The 24,772-nt window shown below is 71.0% G+C and carries 25 protein-coding genes and 2 tRNA genes; 10 read left to right on the top strand and 17 right to left on the bottom strand.

The genetic code is table 11. The features are described 5' to 3' along the window. Positions 1-58: 58 nt before the first annotated feature. Together tig and ASG05_RS14780 are read right to left on the bottom strand one after the other, a co-directional pair. Positions 59-1,381, bottom strand: a complete 1,323-nt coding sequence (gene tig / locus ASG05_RS14785) for a trigger factor (RefSeq protein ID WP_056262505.1) — start codon at positions 1,379-1,381, stop codon at positions 59-61. Between the two features lie 62 nt (positions 1,382-1,443). Continuing rightward, a tRNA-Pro gene (locus tag ASG05_RS14780) sits at positions 1,444-1,516 on the bottom strand. A 152-nt stretch (positions 1,517-1,668) separates the two neighbouring features. Between ASG05_RS14780 and ASG05_RS14775 the strand changes: the two genes are divergently transcribed. Further along, a tRNA-Gly gene (locus ASG05_RS14775) sits at positions 1,669-1,739 on the top strand. Between the two features lie 34 nt (positions 1,740-1,773). Here the strand turns inward: ASG05_RS14775 and ASG05_RS14770 are convergent. Beyond that, positions 1,774-3,582, bottom strand: a complete 1,809-nt coding sequence (locus ASG05_RS14770) for an acyltransferase (protein WP_056262501.1) — start codon at positions 3,580-3,582, stop codon at positions 1,774-1,776. A 157-nt stretch (positions 3,583-3,739) separates the two neighbouring features. On the opposite strand from ASG05_RS14770, the gene ASG05_RS14765 reads away from it, so the two are divergent. Continuing rightward, entirely contained in the window at positions 3,740-4,501 is a 762-nt protein-coding gene (locus ASG05_RS14765) for an SGNH/GDSL hydrolase family protein (RefSeq protein WP_162240664.1), read from the top strand. A 90-nt stretch (positions 4,502-4,591) separates the two neighbouring features. On the opposite strand, the gene ASG05_RS14760 is transcribed toward ASG05_RS14765, so the two are convergent. Both ASG05_RS14760 and ASG05_RS14755 read right to left on the bottom strand, forming a co-directional pair. After that, positions 4,592-5,260: a response regulator transcription factor gene (locus tag ASG05_RS14760; protein ID WP_056262493.1), complete on the bottom strand. Its 669-nt coding sequence runs from the start codon at positions 5,258-5,260 to the stop codon at positions 4,592-4,594. Between the two features lie 28 nt (positions 5,261-5,288). After that, positions 5,289-6,815: a sensor histidine kinase gene (locus ASG05_RS14755; protein WP_056262492.1), complete on the bottom strand. Its 1,527-nt coding sequence runs from the start codon at positions 6,813-6,815 to the stop codon at positions 5,289-5,291. A 195-nt stretch (positions 6,816-7,010) separates the two neighbouring features. Between ASG05_RS14755 and ASG05_RS14750 the strand changes: the two genes are divergently transcribed. Next, positions 7,011-7,499 carry a Dps family protein gene (locus tag ASG05_RS14750; RefSeq protein WP_056262489.1) on the top strand — a complete coding sequence of 163 codons (489 nt, stop codon included), beginning with the start codon at positions 7,011-7,013 and terminating at the stop codon, positions 7,497-7,499. 124 nt (positions 7,500-7,623) lie between these two features. On the opposite strand, the gene ASG05_RS14745 is transcribed toward ASG05_RS14750, so the two are convergent. The 5 genes from ASG05_RS14745 to ASG05_RS14725 form a co-directional block, all read right to left on the bottom strand. Further along, positions 7,624-9,159 (bottom strand): amidohydrolase, encoded by a 1,536-nt coding sequence (locus ASG05_RS14745; protein ID WP_082486843.1) that lies wholly within the window; start codon positions 9,157-9,159, stop codon positions 7,624-7,626. Continuing rightward, a complete protein-coding gene (locus tag ASG05_RS14740) occupies positions 9,156-9,779 on the bottom strand; it encodes an FMN-binding negative transcriptional regulator (protein ID WP_056262486.1) in 624 nt (207 codons plus the stop codon). Before ASG05_RS14740 ends, ASG05_RS14745 begins: the two co-directional genes overlap by 4 nt. Before the next feature lie 4 nt (positions 9,780-9,783). After that, positions 9,784-10,758 (bottom strand): Fpg/Nei family DNA glycosylase, encoded by a 975-nt coding sequence (locus ASG05_RS14735; RefSeq protein ID WP_056262483.1) that lies wholly within the window; start codon positions 10,756-10,758, stop codon positions 9,784-9,786. A gap of 131 nt (positions 10,759-10,889) precedes the next feature. Then, on the bottom strand, positions 10,890-11,375 hold the full coding sequence (locus ASG05_RS14730; protein WP_043597130.1) for a ribose-5-phosphate isomerase: 486 nt from the start codon (positions 11,373-11,375) through the stop codon (positions 10,890-10,892). A 37-nt stretch (positions 11,376-11,412) separates the two neighbouring features. Continuing rightward, a complete protein-coding gene (locus ASG05_RS14725; protein ID WP_056262481.1) occupies positions 11,413-12,051 on the bottom strand; it encodes a DsbA family protein in 639 nt (212 codons plus the stop codon). Positions 12,052-12,144: 93 nt separating this feature from the next. Here ASG05_RS14725 and pepN point away from each other — a divergent pair, with 93 nt between their 5' ends. From pepN to ASG05_RS14710, 3 genes are all read left to right on the top strand, one after another. Further along, the gene (gene pepN / locus ASG05_RS14720) at positions 12,145-14,685 is read left to right on the top strand and encodes an aminopeptidase N (RefSeq protein ID WP_056262477.1); all 2,541 of its coding nucleotides are present in this window, start codon (positions 12,145-12,147) and stop codon (positions 14,683-14,685) included. A 128-nt stretch (positions 14,686-14,813) separates the two neighbouring features. Continuing rightward, complete coding sequence (locus tag ASG05_RS14715; protein WP_056262475.1) at positions 14,814-15,815, top strand: mechanosensitive ion channel family protein; 1,002 nt, start codon at positions 14,814-14,816, stop codon at positions 15,813-15,815. Further along, the gene (locus tag ASG05_RS14710) at positions 15,812-16,330 is read left to right on the top strand and encodes a globin (protein WP_082486842.1); all 519 of its coding nucleotides are present in this window, start codon (positions 15,812-15,814) and stop codon (positions 16,328-16,330) included. Before ASG05_RS14715 ends, ASG05_RS14710 begins: the two co-directional genes overlap by 4 nt. Positions 16,331-16,433: 103 nt before the next feature. Here ASG05_RS14710 and ASG05_RS14705 read toward each other — a convergent pair whose 3' ends face one another. After that, positions 16,434-17,105, bottom strand: a complete 672-nt coding sequence (locus tag ASG05_RS14705; protein ID WP_056262471.1) for a hypothetical protein — start codon at positions 17,103-17,105, stop codon at positions 16,434-16,436. 21 nt (positions 17,106-17,126) lie between these two features. Between ASG05_RS14705 and ASG05_RS14700 the strand changes: the two genes are divergently transcribed. Continuing rightward, the gene (locus ASG05_RS14700; protein ID WP_056262469.1) at positions 17,127-17,996 is read left to right on the top strand and encodes an acyl-CoA thioesterase II; all 870 of its coding nucleotides are present in this window, start codon (positions 17,127-17,129) and stop codon (positions 17,994-17,996) included. Between the two features lie 24 nt (positions 17,997-18,020). Here the strand turns inward: ASG05_RS14700 and ASG05_RS14695 are convergent, their stop codons facing one another. From ASG05_RS14695 to msrA, 6 genes are all read right to left on the bottom strand, one after another. Then, on the bottom strand, positions 18,021-18,494 hold the full coding sequence (locus tag ASG05_RS14695; RefSeq protein ID WP_056262466.1) for a thioesterase family protein: 474 nt from the start codon (positions 18,492-18,494) through the stop codon (positions 18,021-18,023). A 16-nt stretch (positions 18,495-18,510) separates the two neighbouring features. Beyond that, positions 18,511-20,196 carry an energy-dependent translational throttle protein EttA gene (ettA, locus tag ASG05_RS14690; protein WP_056262463.1) on the bottom strand — a complete coding sequence of 562 codons (1,686 nt, stop codon included), beginning with the start codon at positions 20,194-20,196 and terminating at the stop codon, positions 18,511-18,513. 37 nt (positions 20,197-20,233) lie between these two features. Continuing rightward, positions 20,234-20,665, bottom strand: coding sequence for a hypothetical protein (locus ASG05_RS14685; RefSeq protein WP_235491535.1), 432 nt, complete (start codon positions 20,663-20,665; stop codon positions 20,234-20,236). Positions 20,666-20,820: 155 nt separating this feature from the next. Then, positions 20,821-21,447, bottom strand: a complete 627-nt coding sequence (locus ASG05_RS16045; RefSeq protein ID WP_082486841.1) for a single-stranded DNA-binding protein — start codon at positions 21,445-21,447, stop codon at positions 20,821-20,823. 123 nt (positions 21,448-21,570) lie between these two features. Then, positions 21,571-21,786, bottom strand: a complete 216-nt coding sequence (locus ASG05_RS14675; protein WP_056262456.1) for a hypothetical protein — start codon at positions 21,784-21,786, stop codon at positions 21,571-21,573. 55 nt (positions 21,787-21,841) lie between these two features. After that, positions 21,842-22,369, bottom strand: a complete 528-nt coding sequence (gene msrA, locus ASG05_RS14670) for a peptide-methionine (S)-S-oxide reductase MsrA (RefSeq protein ID WP_056262453.1) — start codon at positions 22,367-22,369, stop codon at positions 21,842-21,844. Between the two features lie 48 nt (positions 22,370-22,417). Here msrA and ASG05_RS14665 point away from each other — a divergent pair, with 48 nt between their 5' ends. From ASG05_RS14665 to ASG05_RS14655, 3 genes are all read left to right on the top strand, one after another. Beyond that, a complete protein-coding gene (locus ASG05_RS14665; RefSeq protein WP_056262451.1) occupies positions 22,418-23,437 on the top strand; it encodes an aldo/keto reductase in 1,020 nt (339 codons plus the stop codon). 126 nt (positions 23,438-23,563) lie between these two features. Next, complete coding sequence (locus ASG05_RS14660; RefSeq protein WP_235491534.1) at positions 23,564-23,875, top strand: hypothetical protein; 312 nt, start codon at positions 23,564-23,566, stop codon at positions 23,873-23,875. Positions 23,876-23,952: 77 nt separating this feature from the next. Continuing rightward, entirely contained in the window at positions 23,953-24,741 is a 789-nt protein-coding gene (locus tag ASG05_RS14655; RefSeq protein WP_056262448.1) for a hypothetical protein, read from the top strand. Positions 24,742-24,772 lie beyond the last annotated feature (31 nt).

The raw sequence follows: 24,772 nt of genomic DNA, 5'->3' as shown, positions 1-24,772 counted from the left end.
GTGCGCACTCGCACCCGGCCCTCTCGACGTGACGGGTCAGCCGACCCGACCTCGTCGACTACGCGTGGTCGTGACCCTCGTGGTCGTCGTCGCCACCGACGCCCGCGGTCGCCGTGAAGGCGGACAGGTCGACCGAGTCGCCCTTGCCGTCGACGACCTTGGCCTTGCTGAGCACGACCGCGAGGGCCTTGCTGCGAGCGACCTCGCCGACCATGGCGGGGATCTGGCCGTTCTGGTCGAGGACCTTGATGAACTCGCCGGGCTCCATGCCGTACTGGGCGGCACCCTGGATGAGGTACTGCGTCAGTTCGTCCTGCTCGACCTTGACGGCCTCTTTCTCGGCGATCGCGTCGAGGAGGATCTGGTTGCGGAAGGCCTTCTCGCTGCTCTCCTTCACCTCGGCACGGTGCTCGTCGTCCTCGAGGCGGTTCTCCTGCTCGAGGTGACGGTGCACCTCGTCCTCGACGAGCTTCTCGGGGACGGGGATCTCGACGGCCTCGAGCAGCTTCTCGACGACCTGGTCGCGCGCCTGGGCACCCTGACCGAACGTCTTCGACTTGGCGAGCTGCTCTTTCAGGTCGCCCTTGAGCTCGTCGATCGTGTCGAACTGGCTGGCGATCTGGGCGAAGTCGTCGTCGGCCTCGGGCAGCTCACGCTCTTTCACCGCGGTGACGTCGACGGCGATCTGGGCGGTCTCGCCCTCGCGGTCGCCGCCGAGCAGCTTGGACTCGAACGTGGTGCTCTCACCGGCGGTCAGCGACTCGAGGGCCTCGTCGATGCCCTCGATCAGTTCGCCCGAGCCGAGCTCGTACGAGATGCCCTTGGCCGTGTCGACGACGTCGTCGCCGATGGTGGCGGTGAGGTCGATCTGCGCGAAGTCGCCCGAGGTGGCGGGGCGGTCGACGGTGACCAGGGTGCCGAAGCGGGTGCGGAGGTTCGTGAGCTCTTCGGCGATCTCGTCGTCGGTGATCTCGACCGTGTCGACCGTCAGCTCGAGGCCGTCGTAGTCGGGCAGGTCGAAGTCGGGACGCACGTCGACCTCGACGGCGATCTTGAGGTCGCCGGAGAAGTCCTTGACGTCGGGCCACTCGACCACGTCGGCCTCGGGACGACCGAGGACGCGGATCTCGGTCTCGGTCACGGCCTCGCGGTAGAACTTGTCGAGGCTCTCGCTGACGGCGTGGTTCAGCACCTCTTCACGACCGACGCGCTGGTCGATGATGGGCGGCGGCACCTTGCCCTTGCGGAACCCGGGGATGTTGACCGACTCGGCGATGTGACCGTAGGCGTGCGTGACGCTGGGCTTGAGCTCGTCGGGGGTGACGACGATGTTGAGCTTGACGCGCGTGGGGCTGAGCTTCTCAACCGTGGTCTGGACCAATGTGGGGCTTCTCCTGTGTTGGTGGCGCTGATCTCACATCCGAGACAGCAGGTAGACGATCGTCGGGGCGACAGGACTCGAACCTGCGATCTTCCGCCCCCAAAACGGACGCGCTAGCCACTACGCTACGCCCCGTGATTCAGCCTGGAACCGGTCGACACGCGTGAGCCCCGTTGAGGTCGGGTGCGTGAAGGCCGCGTCGAGTCTAGCCGACGCCGAGGGCCCGTGACTGAGCGGAGTCGTCGGATGCCTTATGCTGGTCTCACCCGTGCGGCCCGGCCGCTCACGGGGATGTAGCTCAATGGTAGAGCCTCAGTCTTCCAAACTGATCACGCGGGTTCGATTCCCGTCATCCCCTCTCTTCGTCCTCGGTCGCCGCCCGCGCCCGCTCCTCAGTCGGTGGCCGTGCGGTGGGCCTGCATGTAGTCGTCGAGGGGCGAGGCCAGCAGGGCCAGCCCGAACTGCCGTGCGCCGGCCTGCGTGAAGTGCACCCGGTCAGGCGACAGGAGGGCCCCCTCGGCGTCCGTGATCGGCACGTGTCCGTCCTCGAAGAGGGACGACCACGACAGGTAGTGGTCTGCGGGCACGATCGCCGACGACTCCCGTTCGCGTTCCATCACCCAGTCGGGCGTCCTATTGGTCAAGTCGGCCCGCGCGGCCCCCTCGCGCTGCATGATCCAGTTGAGGTTGGCCCCGAAGTTCTTCGGACCGCCGTAGAACACCGCCTTGCCGTCGGCCGTCATGCGGTCGAGCTCACCCTGCAGGCACGGCTCGTACGGGTCGCTGATGGCCACCAGCACGAGATCGGCGCCGGCGTAGAGCGCCGAGTCGGCCAGACCCGGATTGTGGGCCAGGAAGCAGACGCTCACGTCGTAGGTCGGACCGTTCACGTGACGGATCTCCAGGTCGACGTCGGGATACGTCTCGAGAACGCTGTTCGCGAGGTCCCGAGACCAGCTGTCACCCACCACGAGCACGTGCACGGCCCCGTCACGACCGAACGGCTCGCTGCCGAACGCGTCGATGCGACGGTTGTAGTCGATCGACGCCACGGCCGGGTCCTCTCCCAGACGTTCCGGCAGGCCGTTCGTCGCGTTCAACACGAGCCCGCAACCGACCACGACGACGGCCGCACTCGCGACGACGGGGACGAAGGTCCGCAGGGACATCCGGGCGGGCCGCCGGAACGGCTCCTCCACGAACTTCCACGACGACCACCCGAGGCCGAGCGCCGCGAACATGAGCACGACGAACAGCCAGGCCGGCGGCGTGTCGGGCAGGAGGATGCGGGCGAAGACGAAGAGGGGCTGATGCCACAGGTAGACGCTGAACGTGATCGTCCCGATGCCGACCAGCACCCGGTTGCCCAGCACCCGGGTGACGAACGAACCCGGGGTCGCGTAGGCGATGATCAACCCGACGCCGGCGACGGCGGTGACGATGACCGGCACCCGGAACCCGGCCTCGGACCGGGCCATCACCAAGGAGACGAGCACGAGCACGAGGCCGGCGCCCGAGAGGACGCCGCGGACGCGGCTCGGGACCCCCACGAGGACCCGCCAGCCCCGCGCCACGCCCACGGCGACGAGGCATCCGACGAGGATCTCCCACGCCCGTGCGGGCAACAGGTAGTAGGCCGCGTCGGGGTCCACGACGCCCCACACGACGGCGATCCCGAAGCTCGCCATCAGGGTGAGCACGAGCAGCGCCGTGCGCAACGCGGTCGGCAGCCGGTGCGACACCAGGAGGACGAGCGGGAACAGCAGGTAGAACTGCTCCTCGACCCCCAGGCTCCACGTGTGCAAGAACGGCTTGAACTCGGACGCGAGGTCCCAGTACCCCGACGTCAGGTAGAGCAGGACGTTGTTGCCCGAGAACAAGGTGGCCACGAGAGATTGCCCGTAGTTCTCCAGCTCGTCGGGAAGCATCAGCACCACGGCGAACGGCACCGTCACGGCCATGACCACGAGCAGCGCCGGCATGATGCGTCGGATGCGCCGGATCAGGTAGCCGCCGAGGGTGAAGGTGCCGCGTGCGCGGTCACGCAGCGCGATGGAGGTGGCGAGGTAGCCGCTGATCACGAAGAAGAAGTCGATGCCCGAGCCGCTGAGGCCGACGAACCCGGCGTGCGACCACATCGTCGTCATGATGGCGACGGCTCGGAGCCCGTCGAGTTCGGGGCGGTAGCGAATCGCGGTCATGGCTGCCTTTCGTGCGGTCGTCCACCGACGGGAGCCGACCCCTGCCGACCCGATGTTTCATCCTAATATACGTATGTCAGAAGATCAATGCGCGCACCGGAGGTGCGTCATCCTCGTGACGGATGACCGGGCGGCCGACGTGCCGGAAGATGTGCTCATGACGCGCTCGAACCTCGCCTCCGCCGTGCTGCTCGGGGCGACCGTCGTCCTCCTGGCGGCGGGGTGCGCCGTCCAGCCCGTGGCCACCGTCGCCTCCGGTCCCGTCGACCCGGGGTCTCGAGCACAGCCCCACCACCAGGCGGCGGCCTCGGGCGGCGTGCGCGTCGCCGTCGTCGGCGATTCGCTGACCGCCGGGGGCGGCCGCCTGCTGAGCGAGGGGCTGACCGCCGACACCTGGATGACCTACGCGCAGGGCGACGGCGTCGACTACGTCGGGGGCTACGCCAAGGGCGGGTCCACCGTGCAAGAGCAGGCCGCCGCGGTCCGGCCCGTCGCCGACGTCGACGTCCTCGTGCTGATGTCGGGCACGAACGACGTGCGGCTCGGGCTGAGCTTCGCCGAGTCCGCCGCGTCGTACGACGCGATCGTCGACACGATCCGACCGAAGCACGTCGTCGTCGCGGCCATCCCTCCGTACGATCGCGACCCGGCCGCCGCCGCACGGTACGAGGCCGACCTCGAGCGCCACGTCGTCGACGAGGGGTGGACGTTCACCGACCCGTGGGGCTTCGCCCGGGCCGGCGAGCTCTACGCGCCCGGCACGAGCCTCGACGGCATCCACCCGACGACGGCCGGCTACGAGACCCTCGGCCACGAACTCCGCGACGTCGTCCTCGACGTGGCAGGCGCCCGGGTCAGCGCACCGCAGGCCGACTCCCCCACCGACCCGGACGCCGACGGCTCGCACGCCGGCAGCTGACCCCGAGGAGGCGCGGGCCGCCCCCTCCGGACGCCCGCGGTCGTCGACGCAGCGCCGACGGTCCGGAGGCGAGGGCCCCCTTCGGCGGGCTCAGCGCTGGAGGAACGCCAGGACGGCCAGCACCCGGCGGTGGTCGCTGCCGCTGTCCTCGAGCAACAGCTTCTGGAAGATCGAGGTCACGTTCTTCTCGACCGCCCCGGTGCCGATCACCAGTTCGGCCGCAATCGCGGCGTTCGTCCGGCCCTCGGCCATGAGCGTCAGCACCTCGCGCTCGCGCGGCGTCAGGGCCGCGAGAGGATCGCTGCGCCGACCGAGCAGCTGCGACACGACCTGCGGGTCGAGGACCGTCCCGCCGTCCGACACGCGCCCGAGGGCGTCGCGGAACTCGTCGAACGAGGCGATGCGGTCTTTCAAGAGGTAGCCGACCCCACCCGAACCGGCCTCGAGCAGGTCCCGCGCGTAGGCCACCTCGACGTACTGCGATAGCAGCAGGATGCCGAGGTCCGGCCGACGACGACGGGCCTCGATCGCGGCCCGGACGCCCTCGTCGGTGTGGGTCGGGGGCATGCGGACGTCGAGGACGGCGATGTCGGGACGCACCTCGTCGAGGTCGGCCAACAGGGAGTCGGCGTCGCCGTAGGCCCCGACGACCTCGACGCCGATCTCGTCGAGCAGGCGGACGAGCCCCTCCCTCAGCAGCACCGAGTCGTCGGCGACGACGACGCGGAGGGGCTGACGGGAGGGGCTCTCGAGACTCACCCGACCAGACTAGGGGCGGGCTCGCCTCCTACGGGCGAGCGGGCGGCCCCGAGGGCGGGTCGAGCGGCCCGGCCGGGGGCCCGGCGGGCGGGTCGAGCGGGCCGTCGGGCACCGGCTCGGTGGCGGCCGTCGCCGAGAACGGAGGCAGCGGCTCGGTCGGCAGGGGCAGCGTGGCGTTGCCGTGCAGGTCGACCACCATCGGGATGCTCACCGTGACGATGGTGGGCCCGCCCTGGGGGCTGCTGATGTCGAGGAACCCTCCGAGCCCCACGAGGCGCTCCTGCACCCCGGCCAGGCCGTGACCGTCGCGCAGCCCCGCCCCGCCCCGACCGTCGTCGGTGACGACGAGCTCGAGCAGGGTGCCGACGCCGTCCGGCGCCTGACGCGTGCGCAGCACGAGGTCGGCACTCGCCGCCTGGGCGTGCTTGCCGGTGTTCGTCACCAGCTCGGACGCGATGAAGTAGGCGTTGCGCTCGATGTCGCTCGGCACGACGACGTGCGCGGGCACCCTGTTCAGCAGGGTCGTCGGCACGACGGACCGGTCGACGAGCGACTCGAGGGCCGCGACGAGGCCGCGGTCCAACAGCAGAGGAGGCGCGAAACCGCGGGACAGGGCGCGCAGCTCCTCGAGGGCCTCGCGCGACTGCACCCGCGCCTCCTCGATGAGGGACCTGCTCTTCTCGGGGTCGGTGTCGACGGCGCGGGAGGCCGCGGCGAGGTCCATCTGCAGGCGCACCAGGCGCTGCTGCGGACCGTCGTGGATGTCGCGCTCGAGCCGCCGCAACGCCGTGCCCTCGGCCGACAGGGCGGCCGTGCGCGAGATCTCACGGTCGGCGAGCTCGACCTCGAGCTGCTCGCTGCGGAACCCGCCGAGCATGGCGGCCGCGATCGCCTGGTGCATGACGACGGCGGCGTGCACCACGTACGGGTAGAGCAGGACAACGCCGGCGAAGAGCGCCAGGGCGATGAGCGTCAGGGCCACGCCGGCCCCGTTGCCCACGAACGAGACCCAGTCCCCGGGCTGGATCGACGGCACGATGCCGAAGACGAGCGACGCCCCGACGACGAACACCAGCGGGCCGGCCAGCAACGAGACCAGGACGAAGGTGCTGAACCCCGCCACGATCGGGAAGACCACGACGCCGTAGAGCAGGTAGAGCCAGTAGTGCGGGTTGGCGAACACCGAGACGGCGCGTGCGAAGCGGTTGGTGGACCGCCCCCAGGCGGTGTTCGGCGTCCAGTCGACCGGTCGGATCGGCCGGTCGCTGGCCCACCGCAGACGCAGCACCTCGAACGTGCCGAACCAGCGGGCGACCCAGAGGGCGCCGAACACGACGACGGCGAGGAACACGAGGGTCGCCAGCGAGTCGCTGGACGCGTTGACCGCGTGGAGGAACAGCGAGGCCGCCGCCGAGACGATGACGACGAGGACGGCCGACAGGGCGACGTACCCGAGCTCGCGCGGCAGCTCGCGCCAGCGTCGTCGGTAGCCGCCGGGAGGACTCGGCGGGGAGAGGTAGGGGTTCGCGGCGCTGATGGGGGTCTCCTGGATCATGCTTCGAGCCTGGTCGGCCCGACTCGTCGAGCCCATGCTGCCAGCGCCCGGAACCTCGGTGGGGTTATCCCCCCACCGGGCCCGCCGAGGCGAGGGATGAGGCGAGCCTGCCCTTGGTGAGCCGAGCCTCAGCTTGCTTGCGGAATCTTCTCAGACGTCTAGCGTTGCCTCCATCGTCTAGGAAAGGACCACGTCATGACCGACATCACCCGCACCGTCCCCCAGGGTTCCGTCGACCCCGACGTCGCCGCCGGCGTCGCCCAGTTCCTCAGCCAGATCGTCACCGACATGACGGCGCTGTCGGTCAACGGCAAGCAGGCCCACTGGCACGTGCGCGGCATCGCGTTCGTCGCCGTCCACGAACTCATCGACGTGGTCGTCGACCACGCCCGCGAATGGGCCGACCTCGCCGCCGAGCGCGTCGTCGCCCTCGGCCTGCCGGTCGACGGCCGCATCGAGTCCGTCGCCGCGAAGACCGTGATCCCCCCGACCTCGCCCGGCTTCAACCAGATCGACGTCACCATCGCCGAGTTGGTCGCCCAGATCGACGCGTCGCTCGTCGCCGTCCGCGAGGCGATCGACGAGCTCGGCGAGCTCGACGCCTCGAGCCAGGACGTCGCGATCGAGATCTCGCGCGGCCTCGAGAAGGACCGCTGGTTCCTCGCCGCGCACGTCGCGGGCTGAGCCGGCCCATCAGCTGGGCACCCTCGCCAGACGGACGAAGGCCGCCACCCCGCACGGGGTGGCGGCCTTCGCCGTGCCGGGCTCGTCGCGTCAGAGGTCGCGGTGCGTCAGAGGTCGCGGTGCGTCAGAGGTCGCGGTGAGTCCAGCGGCCACCGAGCAGGGTGCCCGAGACGGGCATGCCCCTCAACCGGACGTCGGACGCGGCGAGGGGGTCGACCTCGGTGACGACGAGGTCGGCGACCGAGCCCACCTCGACCATCGCACGACCATCCGTCGACGCGGCGAGCGCCGCCGAGGCGACGACGCGCTGTTCGGGGTGCCACGGCTCGCGTCCGTCGCGCGAGCGCGAGATCGCCGCGGCCATCGCCACCCACGGGTCGAGGGGCGCCACGGGTGCGTCCGAGCCGAGCTGCAGCCGGACGCCGGCGGCGACCAGGCTCTCGAAGGCGTAGGCCCGGTCGGTCCGGCCCGCCCAGTAGCGGTCGGCCACGTCGCGGTCGTCCATGGCGTGCTCGGGTTGGACGCTGGCCACGACGCCGAGGCGGGCGAAGCGTTCGACGTCTCGTGCGTCGAGCAGCTGGGCGTGCTCGACGCTGCCACCGCAGCCGACCCGTTCGAAGGCGTCGAGGGCCTGGGCGTTGGCGGCGTCGCCGATGGCGTGCACGGCCGGCACGAACCCGGCCGAGGAGGAGCGGTGCAGCCACGAGACGAGTTCGTCGGTCTCGTAGATCCGCACCCCCCGGGCCGCGGGGTCGCCCTCGAGCCCGGGGTACGGCTCGTGGCACCACGCGGTGCGGGTGCCGAGGGAGCCGTCGGTGATGATCTTGAACGGCCCCATGGTGACGAGGCCGCCGGTGCCCGGGACGACGTCGCCGGTGCGGAGGCCCCTGTCCACGACGGCGTCGAGGTCGCGCGGGTAGACCCCGGCACGGATGCGCAGCCCGCGCGTCCCACCGGCCACCCGTCGCGCCCAGCGGTCGAGGCCCAGCGTCATCTCGAGGTCGACGACGCCGACGACCCCTCGGGCGGCGGCCGCGTCGACGGCCTCGCCGACCCACGAGTCGAGCAGGTCGTCGGGCACCACGCTCACCGCGGCGCTGACGTCGAAGGCCGGCTGCTCGCGCAGCAGACCCGTCGGGTGGTCGGCGTGCCCGTGGCGGGCGAGGGCGGACGAGTCGAGCCAGACGGAGTGCAGGTCGTTGCTGACCAGGACGACCGGCACGTCGCCGGCCACCGAGTCGAGCAGCGCGCGGCTCGGGGCGTCGGGCCACAGCGCGTCCTGGAAGCCGTAGCCGACGAGGGTGCCACCGGCCTCGACCGGCTCGGAGCGGAGCCGCTCCCCCACGATCGACGCTGCCTCGGCGGCGGAGCGGGCCGCCGACAGGTCGAGCCGACGACGGACGAGTGCCCACTGGTCCATGTGCACGTGGGAGTCCCACAGGCCCGGGGCGAGCCAGCGGCCGCCGAGGTCGAGCACCTCGGCACCGTCGGAGGGGAGGCCGGACGCGAGCGCGACGACACGACCACCGTCGAGCAGGGCGTCCACGGGGGCGGGCCCGCCGCCGACCAGGCGGACGTCCCTCAGGATCGTGCGCCGCGCCTCCTCGGCTCCGTCGGCCGCACCGACCCCACCGACCGCACCGACCGCACCGACCGTCATCGGTCGCGCACCCGACGCATCTCGGCGGCGAGCGCGGGCTGCGCGTAGTGCTCGCCGTGCTCGAGCTCGTCGACGATGCGGTCGACGACCTCGGGCGCCTTGTTCTGGCTGAGCTTGGCCCGGGCGTCGAAGCGGGTGACGCGCAGGCGGATGCCGACCGTCCCCTTCGCGACCCGTCTCGAGCCCTCGTCGTCGAGGGTGAGGGTCGAGGGGTTCGGCATGACGCGTTCGAAGTGGTCGACGAGTTCGCCCAGCACGCGGAAGTTCTCGTCGTCGGAGAGGATCTCGGGGGTGCCCCAGAGGTGCGCGGTGACGTGGTTCCAGGTGGGGATGATCTGCTCGGCCGGGTACCAGCCGGGCGAGACGTAGCCGTGCGGGCCCTGGACGATCACCATGACCTCGTGCTCGCCGAGTTCGTGCGACCGCTCGTCGGGGCGGCCGACGTGGCTCACGAGCACGATCGCGTCGGGGTCGGCGGCGTCCTGCTCGAGCACCACGGGGTAGTGCGAGGCGACGAGCCCGGACGCCGTGTTCGAGACGATCGTGGCCCACGGGTTCTCGCGGACGAGCCGCTTGACCTCGTCGACGTCGGACAGGACGAACGTGGGGGTGTGCCGCATGCGCTCAAGTCTGGTCGGTCGGGCACCAGTAGAGCTTGCGACCCGCGGCCATCTCCATCACGATGTTCGTCCCGCAGACCCGGCAGGGCAGACCCTCGCGGTGGTACACCCAGTGGCGGTCGGCCCGGCTGCGCAGCGCCTTCGCGCGCTGGGCCTTGGTGAGGCCGTCCATCGTCATCATCTGGCCGAGTTCGACACCGCTCTTCAGCAGTTTCGTCCAGTCCTTGTAGAGGTCGCGCAGGACGTCCTCGGGCACCTGGTTGCCGGGCGTGTGCGGGTCGAGCCGGGCCCGGAACAGCAGCTCGGCACGGTAGATGTTGCCGATGCCGCTGACCACGCTCTGGTCCATCAACAGCAGCCCGATCGGGGTGCGCTTCTTGCCCGCGATCGACACGAAGCGGTCGGCCCCCTTCTTCGGCGAGTCGACGAGGGGGTCGGGGCCGAGCTTCGAGATGGCGAGGTCGACGCCGGCCGCGTCGAGGACCTCGCACTTCGTCGGCCCACGCAGGTCGCCGACGGCGGTGTCGGTCAGCAACCGGACCCGCACCTGGCCGACGGGCTCGGGCGGGAACGACTCGACGTCGTCCTCGGTCTTCTCCTGTTCGGCCATGCGGACGCGGCTCGTGCGGGGGGCGCCGATGCTCGACATCGAGTGCTCGCCGTCGGCGTCGGGGGCGTTCTCGGCCTTGCGGGTGGCCGAGCGGCGCGTCCGCGACTCGGCCATCGAGTGGCCGGTCGCGATGGCGCCCGCGAAGTCCCACGCGCCGTAGAGGCCGAGGTGCACGTGCAACCACAACCCGTTGTCGAACTCGAGGAACATCTGCTTGCCGACGGCCTTGGCGTCGACCATGGTCGCGCCGTCGAGCTTCTCGGCCCCGGCCGCGAAGCGGCCCTGGGGTGAGGTGACCTCGGCCCGATGGCCGACGAAGCTCTGCTCGAACTGGTTGGCGATGCGGTGGACGGAATGGCCCTCGGGCACGGCGGCACCTCTCTCGGTGGGACGGTGTGACGGTCTCGCGCGCCGGGGGCGGAGACGACGGAGCGGCGAGCCCCCGGTCGGGGTCTCGCCGCTCTCGACGTTACGTCGTCAGTCGACCGGGTGCCCGGTCGTCAGTCGACCGGGTGCCCGGCGATCGCGCCCGTGGTCTCGTACTCGCCGACCTGTGCGATGCGACGGACGTGGCGCTCGTCGTGGCTGAAGGGCTCGGCGACGAAGGCGTCGATGAAGGCCAGCGCCTCGGCTTCGGTGTGCTGACGGGCGCCGATCGCGATCACGTTGGCGTCGTTGTGCTGACGGGCGAGCTTCGCGGTGGAGTCGTTCCAGACCAGGGCGGCCCGGACGCCCTCGACCTTGTTCGCGGCGATCTGCTCGCCGTTGCCCGAGCCGCCGAACACGACGCCCAGCGCCTCGTGGCCGGCGCGCTGGTCACGCACGGTGGCCCGGGCGGCCGCGATGCAGAACGACGGGTAGTCGTCGAGGGGCTCGTAGCTGGTCGGACCGTGGTCGGTCACGTCGTGGCCGGCGTCGGTGAGGTGCTGGATGACGGTCGTGCTGAAGTCGAGGCCGGCGTGATCGGTCGCCACGTGGATGCGCATGGACTCGATCTTAAGCCAGGTCGACCCCGCGCCCCGGTCAGTCGAAGATCGGCCCGACCGTGCGGGTGCGCTTGATCTCGAAGAAGCCGGGGTACGAGGCCACCGCGACGACTCCGTCCCACAGGCGCAGCGCCTCCTCGCCCTTCGGGGCGGGCGAGATGACCGGGCCGAAGAAGGCGACGCCGTCGACGGCGATGACGGGCGTGCCGACGTCCTGGCCGACGCGGCCGATGCCGTCGAAGTGGCTCGCCCGCATCTGCTCGTCGTACTCGTCGGTGTCGGCGTACCGGGCGAAGTCGGCGGGCAGGCCGACCTCGGCGACCGCGCCGGCGATCACGACGTCGCCGTCCTTCTCGCCCTCGTGGTGGATGCGGGTGCCGAGAGCGTCGTACAGCGGCTTCACGATCTGCTGGCCGTGCAGTTCACCGGCCGCCGTGACGAGTCGCGTGTACCGCAGCATGCGGGCGAAGTTCGCCTTGTACTCGTCGCTGACGTCGTTCTCCTCGTTCAGCACCGCCAGGCTCATGACGTGGAACGTGACGTCGAGGTCACGGTGCCTCGCGACCTCGTCCACCCACCGGCTGGTCATCCAGGCCCAGGGGCACGAAGGGTCGAACCAGAAGTCGACGACGGTGTGGGAGGCGGGGGCCGGGGCGGGCGCGGTGGTGTCGGTCATGCGCACAGTCAACACCCCGCCGTCGTACAGCCGGTCTAGGCTCTCAGCGGACCACGAGTCCCCCACTCACCCCCCCAGACGGATGGAGCCAGCGTGCCCGGAGAGAACCTCACCCGCGTCGAAGCGCAGGAGCGCAAGAGCATCGTCGACGTGCAGTCGTACGAGATCGCCCTCGACCTGACCCGCGGCGACGAGGTGTTCGGCAGCTCGACCACCGTGCGCTTCACCGCCACCCCCGGCGCCTCGACCTTCATCGACGCACTCACCCGCACGGTGCACTCGGTGACGCTTAACGGCACCGCCCTCGACGTCGACGCGGTGTCGGACGGCGTGCGCATCCAGCTCGCCGACCTCGCCGCCGAGAACGTGCTCGAGGTCGTCGCCGACGCCGAGTACACGAACACGGGCGAGGGCCTGCACCGCTTCGTCGACCCGGTCGACGGCGAGGTCTACCTCTACTCGCAGTTCGAGGTGCCCGACAGCCGCCGCGTCTTCGCGGTCTTCGAGCAGCCCGACCTCAAGGCGACGTTCCGCTTCACCGTCACCGCGCCCGCCCGCTGGCAGGTCGTCAGCAACCAGACCACCCCCGAGCCCGTCGTCGACGGCGAGGTCGGCACGTGGACGTTCTCGCCCACGCCGGTGCTGTCGAGCTACGTCACGGCGATCGTCGCGGGCCCGTACGACGTCGTGCGCAGCGACCTCACCAGCTCCGACGGCCGCACGATCCCGCTCGGCATCTTCACGCGCCGCTCGCTGACCGAGTACCTCGACGCGGACTACATCTTCGAGAAGACCCGCCAGGGCTTCGCCTACTACGAGGACAAGTTCGACTACGCGTACCCATTCGAGAAGTACGACCAGCTCTTCGTGCCCGAGTTCAACGCCGGAGCGATGGAGAACGCGGGTGCCGTCACCTTCGTCGAGACCTACGTCTTCCGCAGCAAGGTCACGGACGCCATCAAGGAGCGCCGGGTCGTCACGATCCTGCACGAGCTCGCCCACATGTGGTTCGGCGACCTCGTCACGATGAAGTGGTGGAACGACCTCTGGCTGAACGAGTCGTTCGCCGAGTGGGCGTCGACCATCTCGACGGCCGAGGCCACCGAGTGGACCGAGGCGTGGACGACCTTCCAGGCGATGGAGAAGAGCTGGGCCTACCGCCAGGACCAGCTGCCCTCGACCCACCCGGTCGTCGCCACGATCACCGACCTCGAAGACGTGCAGGTGAACTTCGACGGCATCACCTACGCCAAGGGCGGGTCGGTGCTGAAGCAGCTCGTCGCCTGGGTCGGCATCGACGCGTTCTACGCCGGCGTCGCCGCGTACTTCAAGAAGCACCACCACTCGAACACCGAGCTGAGCGACCTGCTCGTCGAGCTCGAGGCGACCTCGGGCCGAGAGCTGACCAGCTGGTCGAAGCTCTGGCTCGAGACCGCGGGCGTCAACACGCTGCGCCCCGAGCTCGAGGTGGACGACGACGGCACGATCACCTCGTTCGCCGTGCTGCAAGAGGCCCCGGCCGACCACCCGACCATCCGCCCGCACCGTCTCGCCGTCGGCCTCTACGCCCTGCAGGGCGACTCGCTGGTGCGCACCGACCGCGTCGAGATCGACGTCGACGGCACCCGCACCGAGGTCCCCGAGCTGGTCGGCCTGAACCGCGGCGACCTCGTGCTGATCAACGACGACGACCTCGCCTACGCGAAGATCCGCCTCGACGACGTCTCGCTCGCCACGGCGATCGCCCACCTGTCGAAGATCTCGAACCCGCTCGCCCGCGCGCTGGTGTGGGGCTCGGTCTGGGACGCCACGCGCGACGCCGAGACCTCCCCGTCCGACTACGTCCGCCTCGTCCTCGACAACATCGCGACCGAGACCGAGTCGACGACCATCCGCACCACGCTCTCACAGCTGCTGCAGACGGCCCGCAGCTACGTGGCCCCCGCACGCCGCGCCTCCACGATCACCGAGGTCGGCGACGGCCTCTGGGCCCTGGCGCAGGGCGCCGAGGCCGGGTCGGACGCCCAGTTCCAGTTCGTGACGTTCTTCGCGGCGATCGCCTCGACCGACGACCACCGGGAGGCGCTGGCCGGCCTCCTCGACGGATCGCGCGTCCTCGAGGGCCTCACCGTCGACACCGACCTGCGGTGGCAGCTGCTCGAGGGCCTCGTGCTCGTCGGCGGCGCCGGCGAGGCCGAGATCGACGCGGCGCTGGCCGACGACAACACCGCCAACGGCGCCCAGGCGGCCGCCCGAGCCCGGGCGACCATCCCCACCACCGAGGGCAAGCTCGCCGCCTTCGAATCGGTCGTCGACAGCGCCGAGCAGCCGAACGCCATCGTGCGGGCGACGACGCTCGGGTTCCAGCACACCAACGACCCGGCGATCCTGCAACCGCTCGTCGAGCGCTACTTCTCGTCGCTCACCGGCATCTGGGAGTCGCGCAGCTACCACATCGCCGACACGCTCGTCTCGGGGCTGTACCCGGCCGGCCTCGCCGACCAGGCCCTCGTCGACGCGTCGTACGCCTGGCTCGAGGCGAACCCCGAGACCCCGGCGCTCCGCCGCATCGTCCGCGAGAGCGTCGCGGGCGTCGAGCGGGCGCTGCGGGTGCAGGCGGTCGACCAGCAGTAGTCGCGGCCCGGGTCGTCCGTCGACCCGACGAACCGCACCGACGGCGGGCCCTGTCACAGGGCCCGCCGTCCGCGCGTCCAGGCACCTCACGGCTGCGCCGACCGAGGCGTGCTTCACTTGGTGCCCATATGGACCTCCTCCTCGCCGCCACCACCGACCCTGCCGCTCCCGTCGCGTTCGACTGGGAGGCCTTCTGGAACATGTGGGGCGTGCCCATCCGCATCGCCGCCATCCTGCTGATCGCGGTTCTCCTGCGCGTCGCGCTGCACTTCACCATCCGGCGGGTGGTCGACCAGGTCGTCAACGGCATCAAGCGCAAGCAGAACGTCGACGACACCCAGGCGCTCATGGCGTCCCCGTTGCAGGCGGTGCGCGTCGTCCAACGCACCCGGACGCTCGGCAGCGTGCTCAACAACGTGGTCACCGTCGTCGTGGCCGCCATCGCCCTCGTGCTCATCCTCGGCGAGCTCGACTTCAACGTCGTCGCCATCGTCAGTGCCGCCGGCGTGGTCGGCGCGGGCCTCGCGTTCGGTGCCCAGAACATCGTCAAAGACATGCTCAACGGCATCTTCATGGTGGCCGAGGACCAGCTCGGCGTGGGTGACGTCGTCGACGTCGGCCCGGCCGCCGGAGTCGTCGAGGCGGTCGGCATCCGCGTCACCCAGATCCGCGACGTCAACGGCGTGCTGTGGTTCGTGCGCAACGGCGAGATCCTGCGGGTGGGCAACATGTCCCAGGGCTGGACGCGCGTCGTCATCGACCTCGCCGTGCCCTACTCGGCCGACGTCGACCAGGTGCAGGACGCCATGCTGAACACGGCGAACGAGCTCGCGGCGATCCCCAAGTGGAAGCGCGCCATCATCGACCAACCCGAGGTGTGGGGCATCCAGTCGATCGCCGACGAGCACGTGATCATCCGCATCGTCGCCAAGACCCGATCGTCCGACCGCGACATCGTCGACCGCGAGCTGCGGTCGCGTCTCAAGAAGACCCTCGACGGCATGGACATCGTCCTGCCGTCGCTGACGAGCGTCGTCCTGACCGGCTTCGACAGCGCCTCCTCGGTGCAGGGCGCCCGGGCGCCCCGGACCGTGCCGACGCCTCACATCCCCCGGGGGAAGCGCAAATGAGCGACCTCCCGCTGACGCCGCGGCCGTCCGGCGCGGCCGGCGCGTCCGAGGGTCGACCCCTGACTCCGCCGACGCCTGCGGCCCTGCCCACGGCCGTGCCGGTCACCGTGCGCCGCGGGCTCGGCGACGACTCGGCCCAGGGCAACTTCTGGCAGCAGATCGGTGGCCGCCCGACCTTCGAGAAGCTGGTGCGCCGGTTCTACGAGGGCGTCCGCACCGACGACGTGCTCTGGCCGATGTACCCCGAAGAAGACCTCGAAGGCGCGATCCAGCGGCTGACCGGGTTCCTCGAGCAGTACTGGGGAGGCCCGACGACCTACAGCGAGGAGCGCGGGCACCCTCGCTTGCGCATGAGGCACATGCCGTTCCGCGTGACCCCCGAGGCCCGCGACCACTGGCTGCAGCACATGCGCGTGGCCGTCGACGAGCTCGAGCTCGCGCCCCTCGACGACGCGATGCTCTGGGGCTACCTCGACCGCGCCGCCCAGGCCATGGTCAACACGTTCGACCGCTGAGCTGCCGGGCCGCTGACCTGCCGGGCCGCTGACCTGCCGGGCCGCTGGCCTGCCGGGCCGTTGACCGCGAACCACCGGCCTGCGGGCGCCGGGTCGCCGCGCCTCAGAGCAGGGACGAGCGACGCTTCACGAGGACGTGGCCCTTGGGGGTCGTGAGGCGCGTCCAGGTGCCGGTCTCGAAGACGGCGACCTCGTCCTCTCCGTCGAGGAACCCCAGGCTGAGCGCCCCGAAGCCCGCCCCGGCCGGGACTCCCTCGGCGCCCTCGACGGGTGCCGACCACACGTCGGCCCGGACCCGGTGCACGATCTGCTCGCCCGTGCCGGCGGGGATCGCCTCGGCGACCCGGGCGATGCCGGCCTCGGCGGTCGATCGCAGGCGCGCGGCCTCGATCGCCTCAAGCCTCGCCCACCCCCCGCGGGGCGGTGAGATGGCGGCCCAGGTGACGGTGTTCACCGTGGCGGGCACGGACACCGTGACCGCCGCGGTGGGGTCGACGACGTCGTTCTGGAGGCGCACGAGGCGCTCTTTCAGGGACCGCACCGGCACGACCGCGTCGAAATCGGGACGGTCGTCGAGCTGGAAGGTCCGGAGGCCGAGCACCGTGGGGCTCGAGTCGAGCAGGCCCAGGGGGTAGAACACCGCCACGTAGACGGCGAGCACGCCCGAGCCGGCGATGAGCCGCACCGAACCGTCCTCGACCCGGCCGGCCCGCCCGAGATAGGTCGCGAGATCGCTGAGGGACAGGGAGTCGGGGAGGGTGAATGCGTCGTTCATCGGCCCCCTAAACTACATCGGGTGACCGACGATCCGCTGCAGAGCCTGCTGTCCACCCTCGACCTGGCCCCTGCCGGCATCGTCGGCGGGCAGGACGTCTTCACCGGCGGCTCGCAGCCCGAGCCGCTCGGCCGGGTCTTCGGCGGGCAGGTCGCCGCCCAGGCCCTCGTCGCGGCCCAGCGCACGGTCGGCGGCGGACGCGACGTCCACTCGCTCCACTCGTACTTCTTGCGGCCCGGCGACCTGACGATCCCCATCACCTTCACGGTGGACCGCATCCACGACGGTCGGTCGTTCGCGACCCGTCGCACCCAGGCTTCGCAGGACGGCGTGCCGATCTTCTCGATGATCGCCTCGTTCCAGACCCCCGACGAGGGGCTCGACCACCAGGTCGACATGCCCCAGGGCCTGCCCGGGCCCGACGACGTGCCGAGCGACGCCGAGCTGCTGTCCGCCGTCGACAACCCGGTCGCCCGGTCGTGGACCCGCCGCCCCTTCGACATGCGCCATGTGCCCTCGCCGGTCTACTTCAGCGTCGAGGGCGACCACGTGGCCCACCAGGCCGTGTGGCTGCGGGCCACGGGCCCGATGCCCGACGACGCCGACCTGCACCGCGCCGCCCTGCTCTACGCCAGCGACTACACCCTGCTCGAGCCGATCTACCGGCGGCACGGCATCGCCTTCGTCACCCCGGGGCTCAAGGCCGCGAGCCTCGACCACGCCATGTGGTGGCACCGACCGGCCCGGGTCGACGAGTGGCTGCTCTACGTGCAAGAGAGCCCCAACGCGGTCGGCGGCCGCGGGTTGTCGCTCGGTCGCATCTACGATCGCGCGGGCACGCTCGTGGCGAGCGTCGCGCAAGAGGGCATGGTGCGGGTGCCCCGCAGCTGACGGGCCGTCAGCAGCGTCGGAAGGTCAGCGGCGGCGGAAAGCCAACGGCTCCTCGACGTACGGCGACCACGCGTCGCGCTCGACGTCGGAGATGCGCCGCGGCTGGTTCGTCGCGGAGTCGACCAGCACGATGGTGGTCGCGGCCTTCGTGAAGAGCTGCCGCGGCTCGACCCCCTCGGGGGACCACACCTCGTAACAGACCTCGAGGCTCGCCCCGCCCAGGCGACCCACCCAGATCTGCACGTCGAGGGGTGCCCGCAGGTACGGGATCGGGACGAGGTACTCGAGCTCTTGGCGCGCGATGAGCGTCATGGTCGCGGCGCCCGGACTGCCGTCGAGGACGGCGGCGGACGACCGCTCGTCGATCGTGCCGTCGGCCGACCAGAACGCGTCGATGCGCGCCTCCTCGAGGAGGCGCAGCATCGACGCGTTGTTCACGTGCCGGTACCCGTCGAGGTCGCTCCAGCGCACTCGGGTCGGCACGTGCAGGCGGGTCATGACGGCGGGGTGCCGGTCAGTCGCGCGTGAGCTTGCGGTACGTGGCCGAGCTCGGCTTCGCCGCGTCGGCGCCGAGGCGCTCGACCTTGTTCTCTTCGTACGCCTCGAAGTTGCCCTCGAACCAGTACCAGTTGGGGGTGCCGTCGTCGTTCAGCCCCTCCCACGAGAGGATGTGCGTCGCGATGCGGTCGAGGAACCACCGGTCGTGGGTGATGACCACGGCGCAGCCGGGGAACTCGAGCAGGGCGTTCTCGAGGCTGCCCAGGGTCTCGACGTCGAGGTCGTTGGTGGGCTCGTCGAGCAGCAACAGGTTGCCGCCCTGCTTGAGGGTCAGCGCCAGGTTGAGCCGGTTGCGCTCACCACCGGACAGCACGCCGGCCTTCTTCTGCTGGTCGGGGCCCTTGAAGCCGAACTGCGACACGTAGGCCCGCGACGGGATCTCGGTCTTGCCCACCTGGATGTAGTCGTGCCCCTCGGACACGACCTCCCACAGGTTCTTGTTGGGGTCGATGCCGCCGCGGCTCTGGTCGACGTACGAGATGTCGACCGTCTCGCCGACCTTGAGCTCGCCGCCGTCGAGCGGCTCGAGGCCGACGACGGTCTTGAACAGCGTCGTCTTGCCGACGCCGTTCGGGCCGATGACGCCGACGATGCCGTTGCGGGGCAAGGTGAAGGACAGGTCGTCGATGAGCACCCGCTCACCGAACGACTTGTGCAGCTTCTTGGCGTCGATGACCTGCGACCCGAGGCGAGGGCCCACGGGGATCACGATCTCTTCGAAGTCGAGGGTGCGCGTGCGCTCGGCCTCGTTCGCCATCTCTTCGTAGCGCGCCAGGCGGGCCTTCGACTTGGCCTGGCGGCCCTTGGCGTTGCTGCGGACCCACTCGAGCTCGGACGCGAGGCGCTTGGCCAGCTTGGCGTCCTTCTTGCCCTGCACCTGCAGGCGCTCGCCCTTCTTCTCGAGGTAGGTCGAGTAGTTGCCCTCGTAGGGGTAGAGGCGACCGCGGTCGACCTCGGCGATCCACTCGGCCACGTGGTCGAGGAAGTACCGGTCGTGGGTCACGGCGAGCACGGCGCCGGGGTACTTGCTGAGGTGCTGCTCGAGCCAGAGCACGCTCTCGGCGTCGAGGTGGTTGGTGGGCTCGTCGAGCAGCAGCAGGTCGGGCTTCTGCAGCAGCAGCTTGCAGAGCGCGACGCGGCGCTTCTCACCACCCGAGAGGTTGGCCACCTCGGCGTCACCAGGGGGCGTCCGCAGCGCCGACATGGCCTGCTCGAGCTGGGAGTCCAGGTCCCACGCGTCGGCGGCGTCGATGTCTTCTTGCAGGGTGCCCATCTCGGCGAGCAGCGCGTCGAAGTCGGCGTCGGGCTCGGCCATGGCGGCCGAGACCTCGTTGAAGCGGTCCAGCTTCTGCTTGATCGGGCCCACGCCCTCTTGGACGTTCTCGAGGACCGTCTTGGTCTCGTCGAGCTCGGGCTCTTGCATCAGGATGCCGACCGAGTAGCCGGGGCTGAGCTTCGCCTCGCCGTTGCTGGGGGTGTCGAGCCCCGCCATGATCTTGAGGATCGTCGACTTGCCGGCGCCGTTCGGCCCCACGACGCCGATCTTCGCCCCCGGGATGAACGACATGGTGACGTCGTCGAGGATCAGCTTGTCGCCGACCGCCTTGCGGGCGCGCACCATCGAGTAAATGTATTCGGCCATGGGAGCGAGTCTATCGGGCGGCGCCGAGCGCCCGACGTCACCAGTCGATGGCTCGCGTCGACCCGACGAGGCAGGCGCCCGTGCCGAGGACCGGCGCCGTCTGACTCGAGTAGCCCGCGTCGGAGACCTGCCCGATCAGGCAGTCCTCACCCCAGAGCACCGAGAACTGGACGCTGTCGGCGTCGCGGCCGATCGAGGTCGTGTCGGCCGTGACCTGCATCGTCGACTTGTCGAAGCCCGCGGCCACCAGCGCGTCGACCAGGGCACGACCACCCGGGCGCGCGTTCGCCGCGACGGTGGCCCGGGCGACCTCGTCGAAGTGGGCCGCCGCATCGGTCGTCGTCGACTCGGACGAGAACGCCGGAGCGTCCGTCGACGCCGCGCTCGGCGGTGTCGACGGCTCGGGGTCGGGCGACGACGTGCAGCCGACCAGGGGGACCGACAGGGCGAGCAGGATCGCGGCGAGCACGGGGCCTCGCGGGGGTCTCGAACCGGTCACGGGTGCCCTTCGTCGCCGGCGCCGCCGCGGGTCGACGAGCCGCGTCGAGTCTACGGTGCGCCGGCCCGAGGCCCGGGAGGGCGAGACCGCCCCGCCCAGCACGACCCGGGACGGTGCCCGCAGGGTCAGAACGGTGCCAGCACCTCGTCCGCTCCGACCGCCGCCGGGGCGCCCCAGTCCGAGGCGTCGGCGGCACCCGCCGGCGTCCCGGAGCCGTCGATGCCCACCGACGCGCCCCCCAGCGACGGGCCTGCCTCGGAAGTCGCGGCACCGGTCGTCGCGCCCTCCGAGGCCTCACCGGCGGTCACCGACTCGAGGGAGGATCTCTCGGTCGCGTCGGACCGGACGGCCTCGCCGTCGTCGGACGCCGCCGCCCTGTCGCCCACCGACGCCGAGGCGACGCGACGTTCGAACGTCGACGTGCCCCAGGTGAGGTCGTGACCGATCGCGTCGGCGTCGACCTCGACCGTCATGCCGCTGCGGTCACCGGCCTCCCACGAGCGGATGCGGAGCCGACCGGTCACGACGACCCGTTGCCCCTTGCGGAGGCTGCCCAGGACGTTCTCGGCGAGCTGGCGGAAGGCCGTGACCGTGTACCAGTTGGTCTCGCCGTCGAGCCACTCGCCCTTGACCCGGTCGTACCGGCGTTGGGTCGAGGCCAGGCGGAAGCTGGTGATGGACAGGCCGCTCTGGGTGACGAGGGCCCGGGGGTCGGTGGCGATGATCCCTGTGAGGGTGATGGTGTCTGTCATGTCGGGAGTCTCGCGAACGCGGGCCGACCCGCGGGCGGCACCCGCGCCTCCTTGTGGACGACGAGGCGCGGGGCCGACCCGGGGACGACCCGACGTCGGCGGCGTCGGTCGACGACGGGCGGGTCAGTGCTCGTGGAACTCCGGGTACTCGGCCCCCGGCCCGAGAGCCGCGAACAGCGCGCTCTTGGCCACGGCGAGGGTCGGGTAGACGCCGCCCTCAGCCGATCTGCCGGGCAGACGGACCTCGAAGCCGTCGTCGGTCCTCAAGATGGAGCCGACCGCCCCTGCCGGCCCCACGGCCACCCAGGTCTGTCGGTGCAACGTGTTCTGGTCACTCATCGTCGAGCGCCCCTTTCGTCCTTCTCGGTCGGTCGCGCCGGACGGCGCGGCCCGTCTACGAGGCGAGCACGTACTTCGCGTACGACTTGCGGATCTTGTTGACCTTCGGAAGCGCGACGGCCAGGCAGTAGCCCTGGCCGGGGTTCTTGGCGAAGAAGTCCTGGTGGTACTGCTCGGCGTCGTACCAGGTCGACAGCGGCTCGATCGTCGTGACCACGCCGCCGTCCCAGGCCTCGGAGGCGCGCTCGCGGGCGGCCTCGAAGAGCGCGGCCTGGTCGTCGTCGGCCGCGAACATCGCCGACCGGTACTGGGTGCCGACATCGGCACCCTGCCGGTTCAGCTGACGCGGATCGTGCAGGGTGAAGAACACGTCGAGGATGACGTCGGCCGGGATCTTCTCCGGGTCGAAGGTCACCGCGACCGCTTCGGCGTACCCCGTGCGGCCGGTGCAGACGTCGTCGTAGTCGGGGTCGACAGTGTGCCCGCCCGTGTAGCCGGACACCACCTCGAGCACGCCGTCGAGCGTGCGGTAGACCGCGTCGAGACACCAGAAGCAGCCACCGGCCAGAACGAACGTCGTCATGCCCGCGAACCTACTCCTGCGGCCGAGGGCCAGCCCTAGGCTGACCGCATGAGATCACCCTTCACCCCCTTCGTCGCCGACGACGCACGGTACTCGCGACTCGACTACGTCCGCACGGGTCGCAGCGGGCTCAAGCTGCCCCGCATCTCGCTCGGCTTCTGGAACAACTTCGGCTCGGACCGCGGCCTCGAGACCCAGCGCGACATCGTGCTGCGTGCCTTCGACCGCGGCGTCACCCACTTCGACCTGGCGAACAACTACGGCCCTCCGTACGGTTCGGCCGAAGAGCAGTTCGGGCGCATCGCCGCGGCGAACCTCCGGCCCTACCGCGACGAGATCGTCGTGTCGTCCAAGGCCGGCTACGACATGACGCCGGGGCCCTACGGCGACGGCGGGTCCCGCAAGTACCTGCTGAACTCGCTCGAGGCCAGCCTCGGGCGCCTGGGCATGGACCACGTCGACGTCTTCTACTCGCACCGCCCCGACCCCGAGACCCCGATCGACGAGACCATGGGCGCGCTCGCGACGGCGGTGCGACAGGGCAAGGCCCTCTACGCAGGCATCTCGAACTACGACCCGGCGCAGACCGAGGCCGCGATCGAGGCCCTGGCGGCCGAGGGCGTGCCGCTGCTGATCCACCAGCCGCGCTACAACATGTTCGACCGGCGGCCCGAGCGAGGGCTCTTCGACACCCTGCTCGCCCACGGCGTCGGGTCGATCGTGTTCTCGCCGTTGGCCGGCGGCCTGCTGACGAACCGCTACCTCTCGGGCAAGGCGCCGGCCGGTTCGCGCGCCGCCGAGGGCCGGTGGTTCTCGGAGGACGCGTTCGACGAGACCTACCTCTCGCGCGTCCGCGGCCTGGACGAGATCGCCCGGGCGCGGGGCCAGTCGCTCGCGCAGCTCTCGCTCACCTGGGTGCTGCGCCAGCCCGCGGTGACCAGCGCCCTGATCGGGGCGTCGTCGGTGGCCCAGCTGGACGACAGCCTCGACGCGCTCGACGGGGCCGAGCTCACCGAGGACGAGCTCGCCGCCATCGAACCGCTCGCGGTCGACGGCACCGGTCGCTGACCCGAGGAGGCGCGGTGCCGGTCGGGCACCGCGCCCTCCGAGTTCGTCCGACGGCGTTGTCGGTGGTCGCCCCTAGCGTCGGGGGTGTTCTCGACAGCATCGGCCGGATGACCTCAGGAGCACCTCATGACCACCAGCGCCACCGACCTCGCCTCCCCCACCCCTCACGTGCCCACCCCTCACGTGCACGTCCACGCGGGTGCGACGTTGCCCGCCCTCCGATCGACACGGGGCGGCCTCCGACTCGTGCAGGTGCACGACGACCTCGCCCGGGTCACGCGCGCCGGTGGCGAGGTCGTCGGGTACGTCGAGCGCTTCGACGACCCGCAGGGTGACCGGTACCGCGCCAAGCGGTTCCTGCCGCGCCAGCGTCGATTCGTCGAGATCGGCGAGTTCTGGAGCCGCGACGACGCCACCGACTGCTTCCGCTTCGCCTGAGCGCGACCGTCGAGGGGCCGGGCGCGCCCGCATGTCGCACCGCGGCAACCTTCGACCTCAGCTGTAGTGTTCGCCCCATGAACTGGTGGAACACCTTCGTCGACTGGCTCTCGTCCGACAACGGTCAGCGCGTCGTCACGGATGCGGCGGTCCCGTTCGTCGCCATCGTCGTCGCCGGTGTCGTCGCAGCCCTGATCGGTCGCGGGGCCACCCGACGCGTCCTCTCGGCGCACGACGACGACGCCCGGGCGGCGGCCATCGCGGGGGTCGTCTCGGCAGCGCGCAAGGGTGCCGTGTACAGCTCCCTCGGCACCGAAGAACGGACGTACGTCGACCACCTCGGTCACGAGGCCGACGTTCGCCTGCGCCTGCTGCCGTCCACGGGGAGCACGCTCGCCGCGGACTGGGCGGCGCACGAACTCGCCGAGATCAAGCGTCATTCCGCGTCCTTCAGCTTCCAGGCCGAACGGTCGCTGGGTGAGATGACCGACCGCCTCGTCGAGTGGCAGCGCCGACCCGGCCGGGCGAAGAAGCTCTTCCGCGACGACCTCGCCCGCTGGAAGTACGAAGAAGCCGACCTCGACCGCGAGGCCGCCGAGCGCCAGAAGGCCTGGGAGGCCGAGCACCGTGCCGCGGCGGCGACGACCGCCGGCGCTCCCACCCCGGGTGCCGAGGCCTACCGGGCTCCCGTAGCGGCGCCCCTCGCCGGGCCACCACCCGTGTCGGCTCCCGAGGCATCCTCCGTCACGCCGATCACATCGGACGACGACACCCGCGACGACCCGATGGACGACGAGCGCTTCGAGCAGCCGGTCAGCGCGAGCCAGGTCCGCCGCCGCATCGCGCCCGAACGCGCCGACGACTGACCGGCGCCGCACCGCGTGAGCTGGTGCCTCG

The sequence above is a fragment of the Frigoribacterium sp. Leaf186 genome, from assembly GCF_001423905.1.
Lineage (GTDB): Bacteria > Actinomycetota > Actinomycetes > Actinomycetales > Microbacteriaceae > Frigoribacterium.
This window is presented reverse-complemented; position numbering and strand designations above follow the sequence as displayed.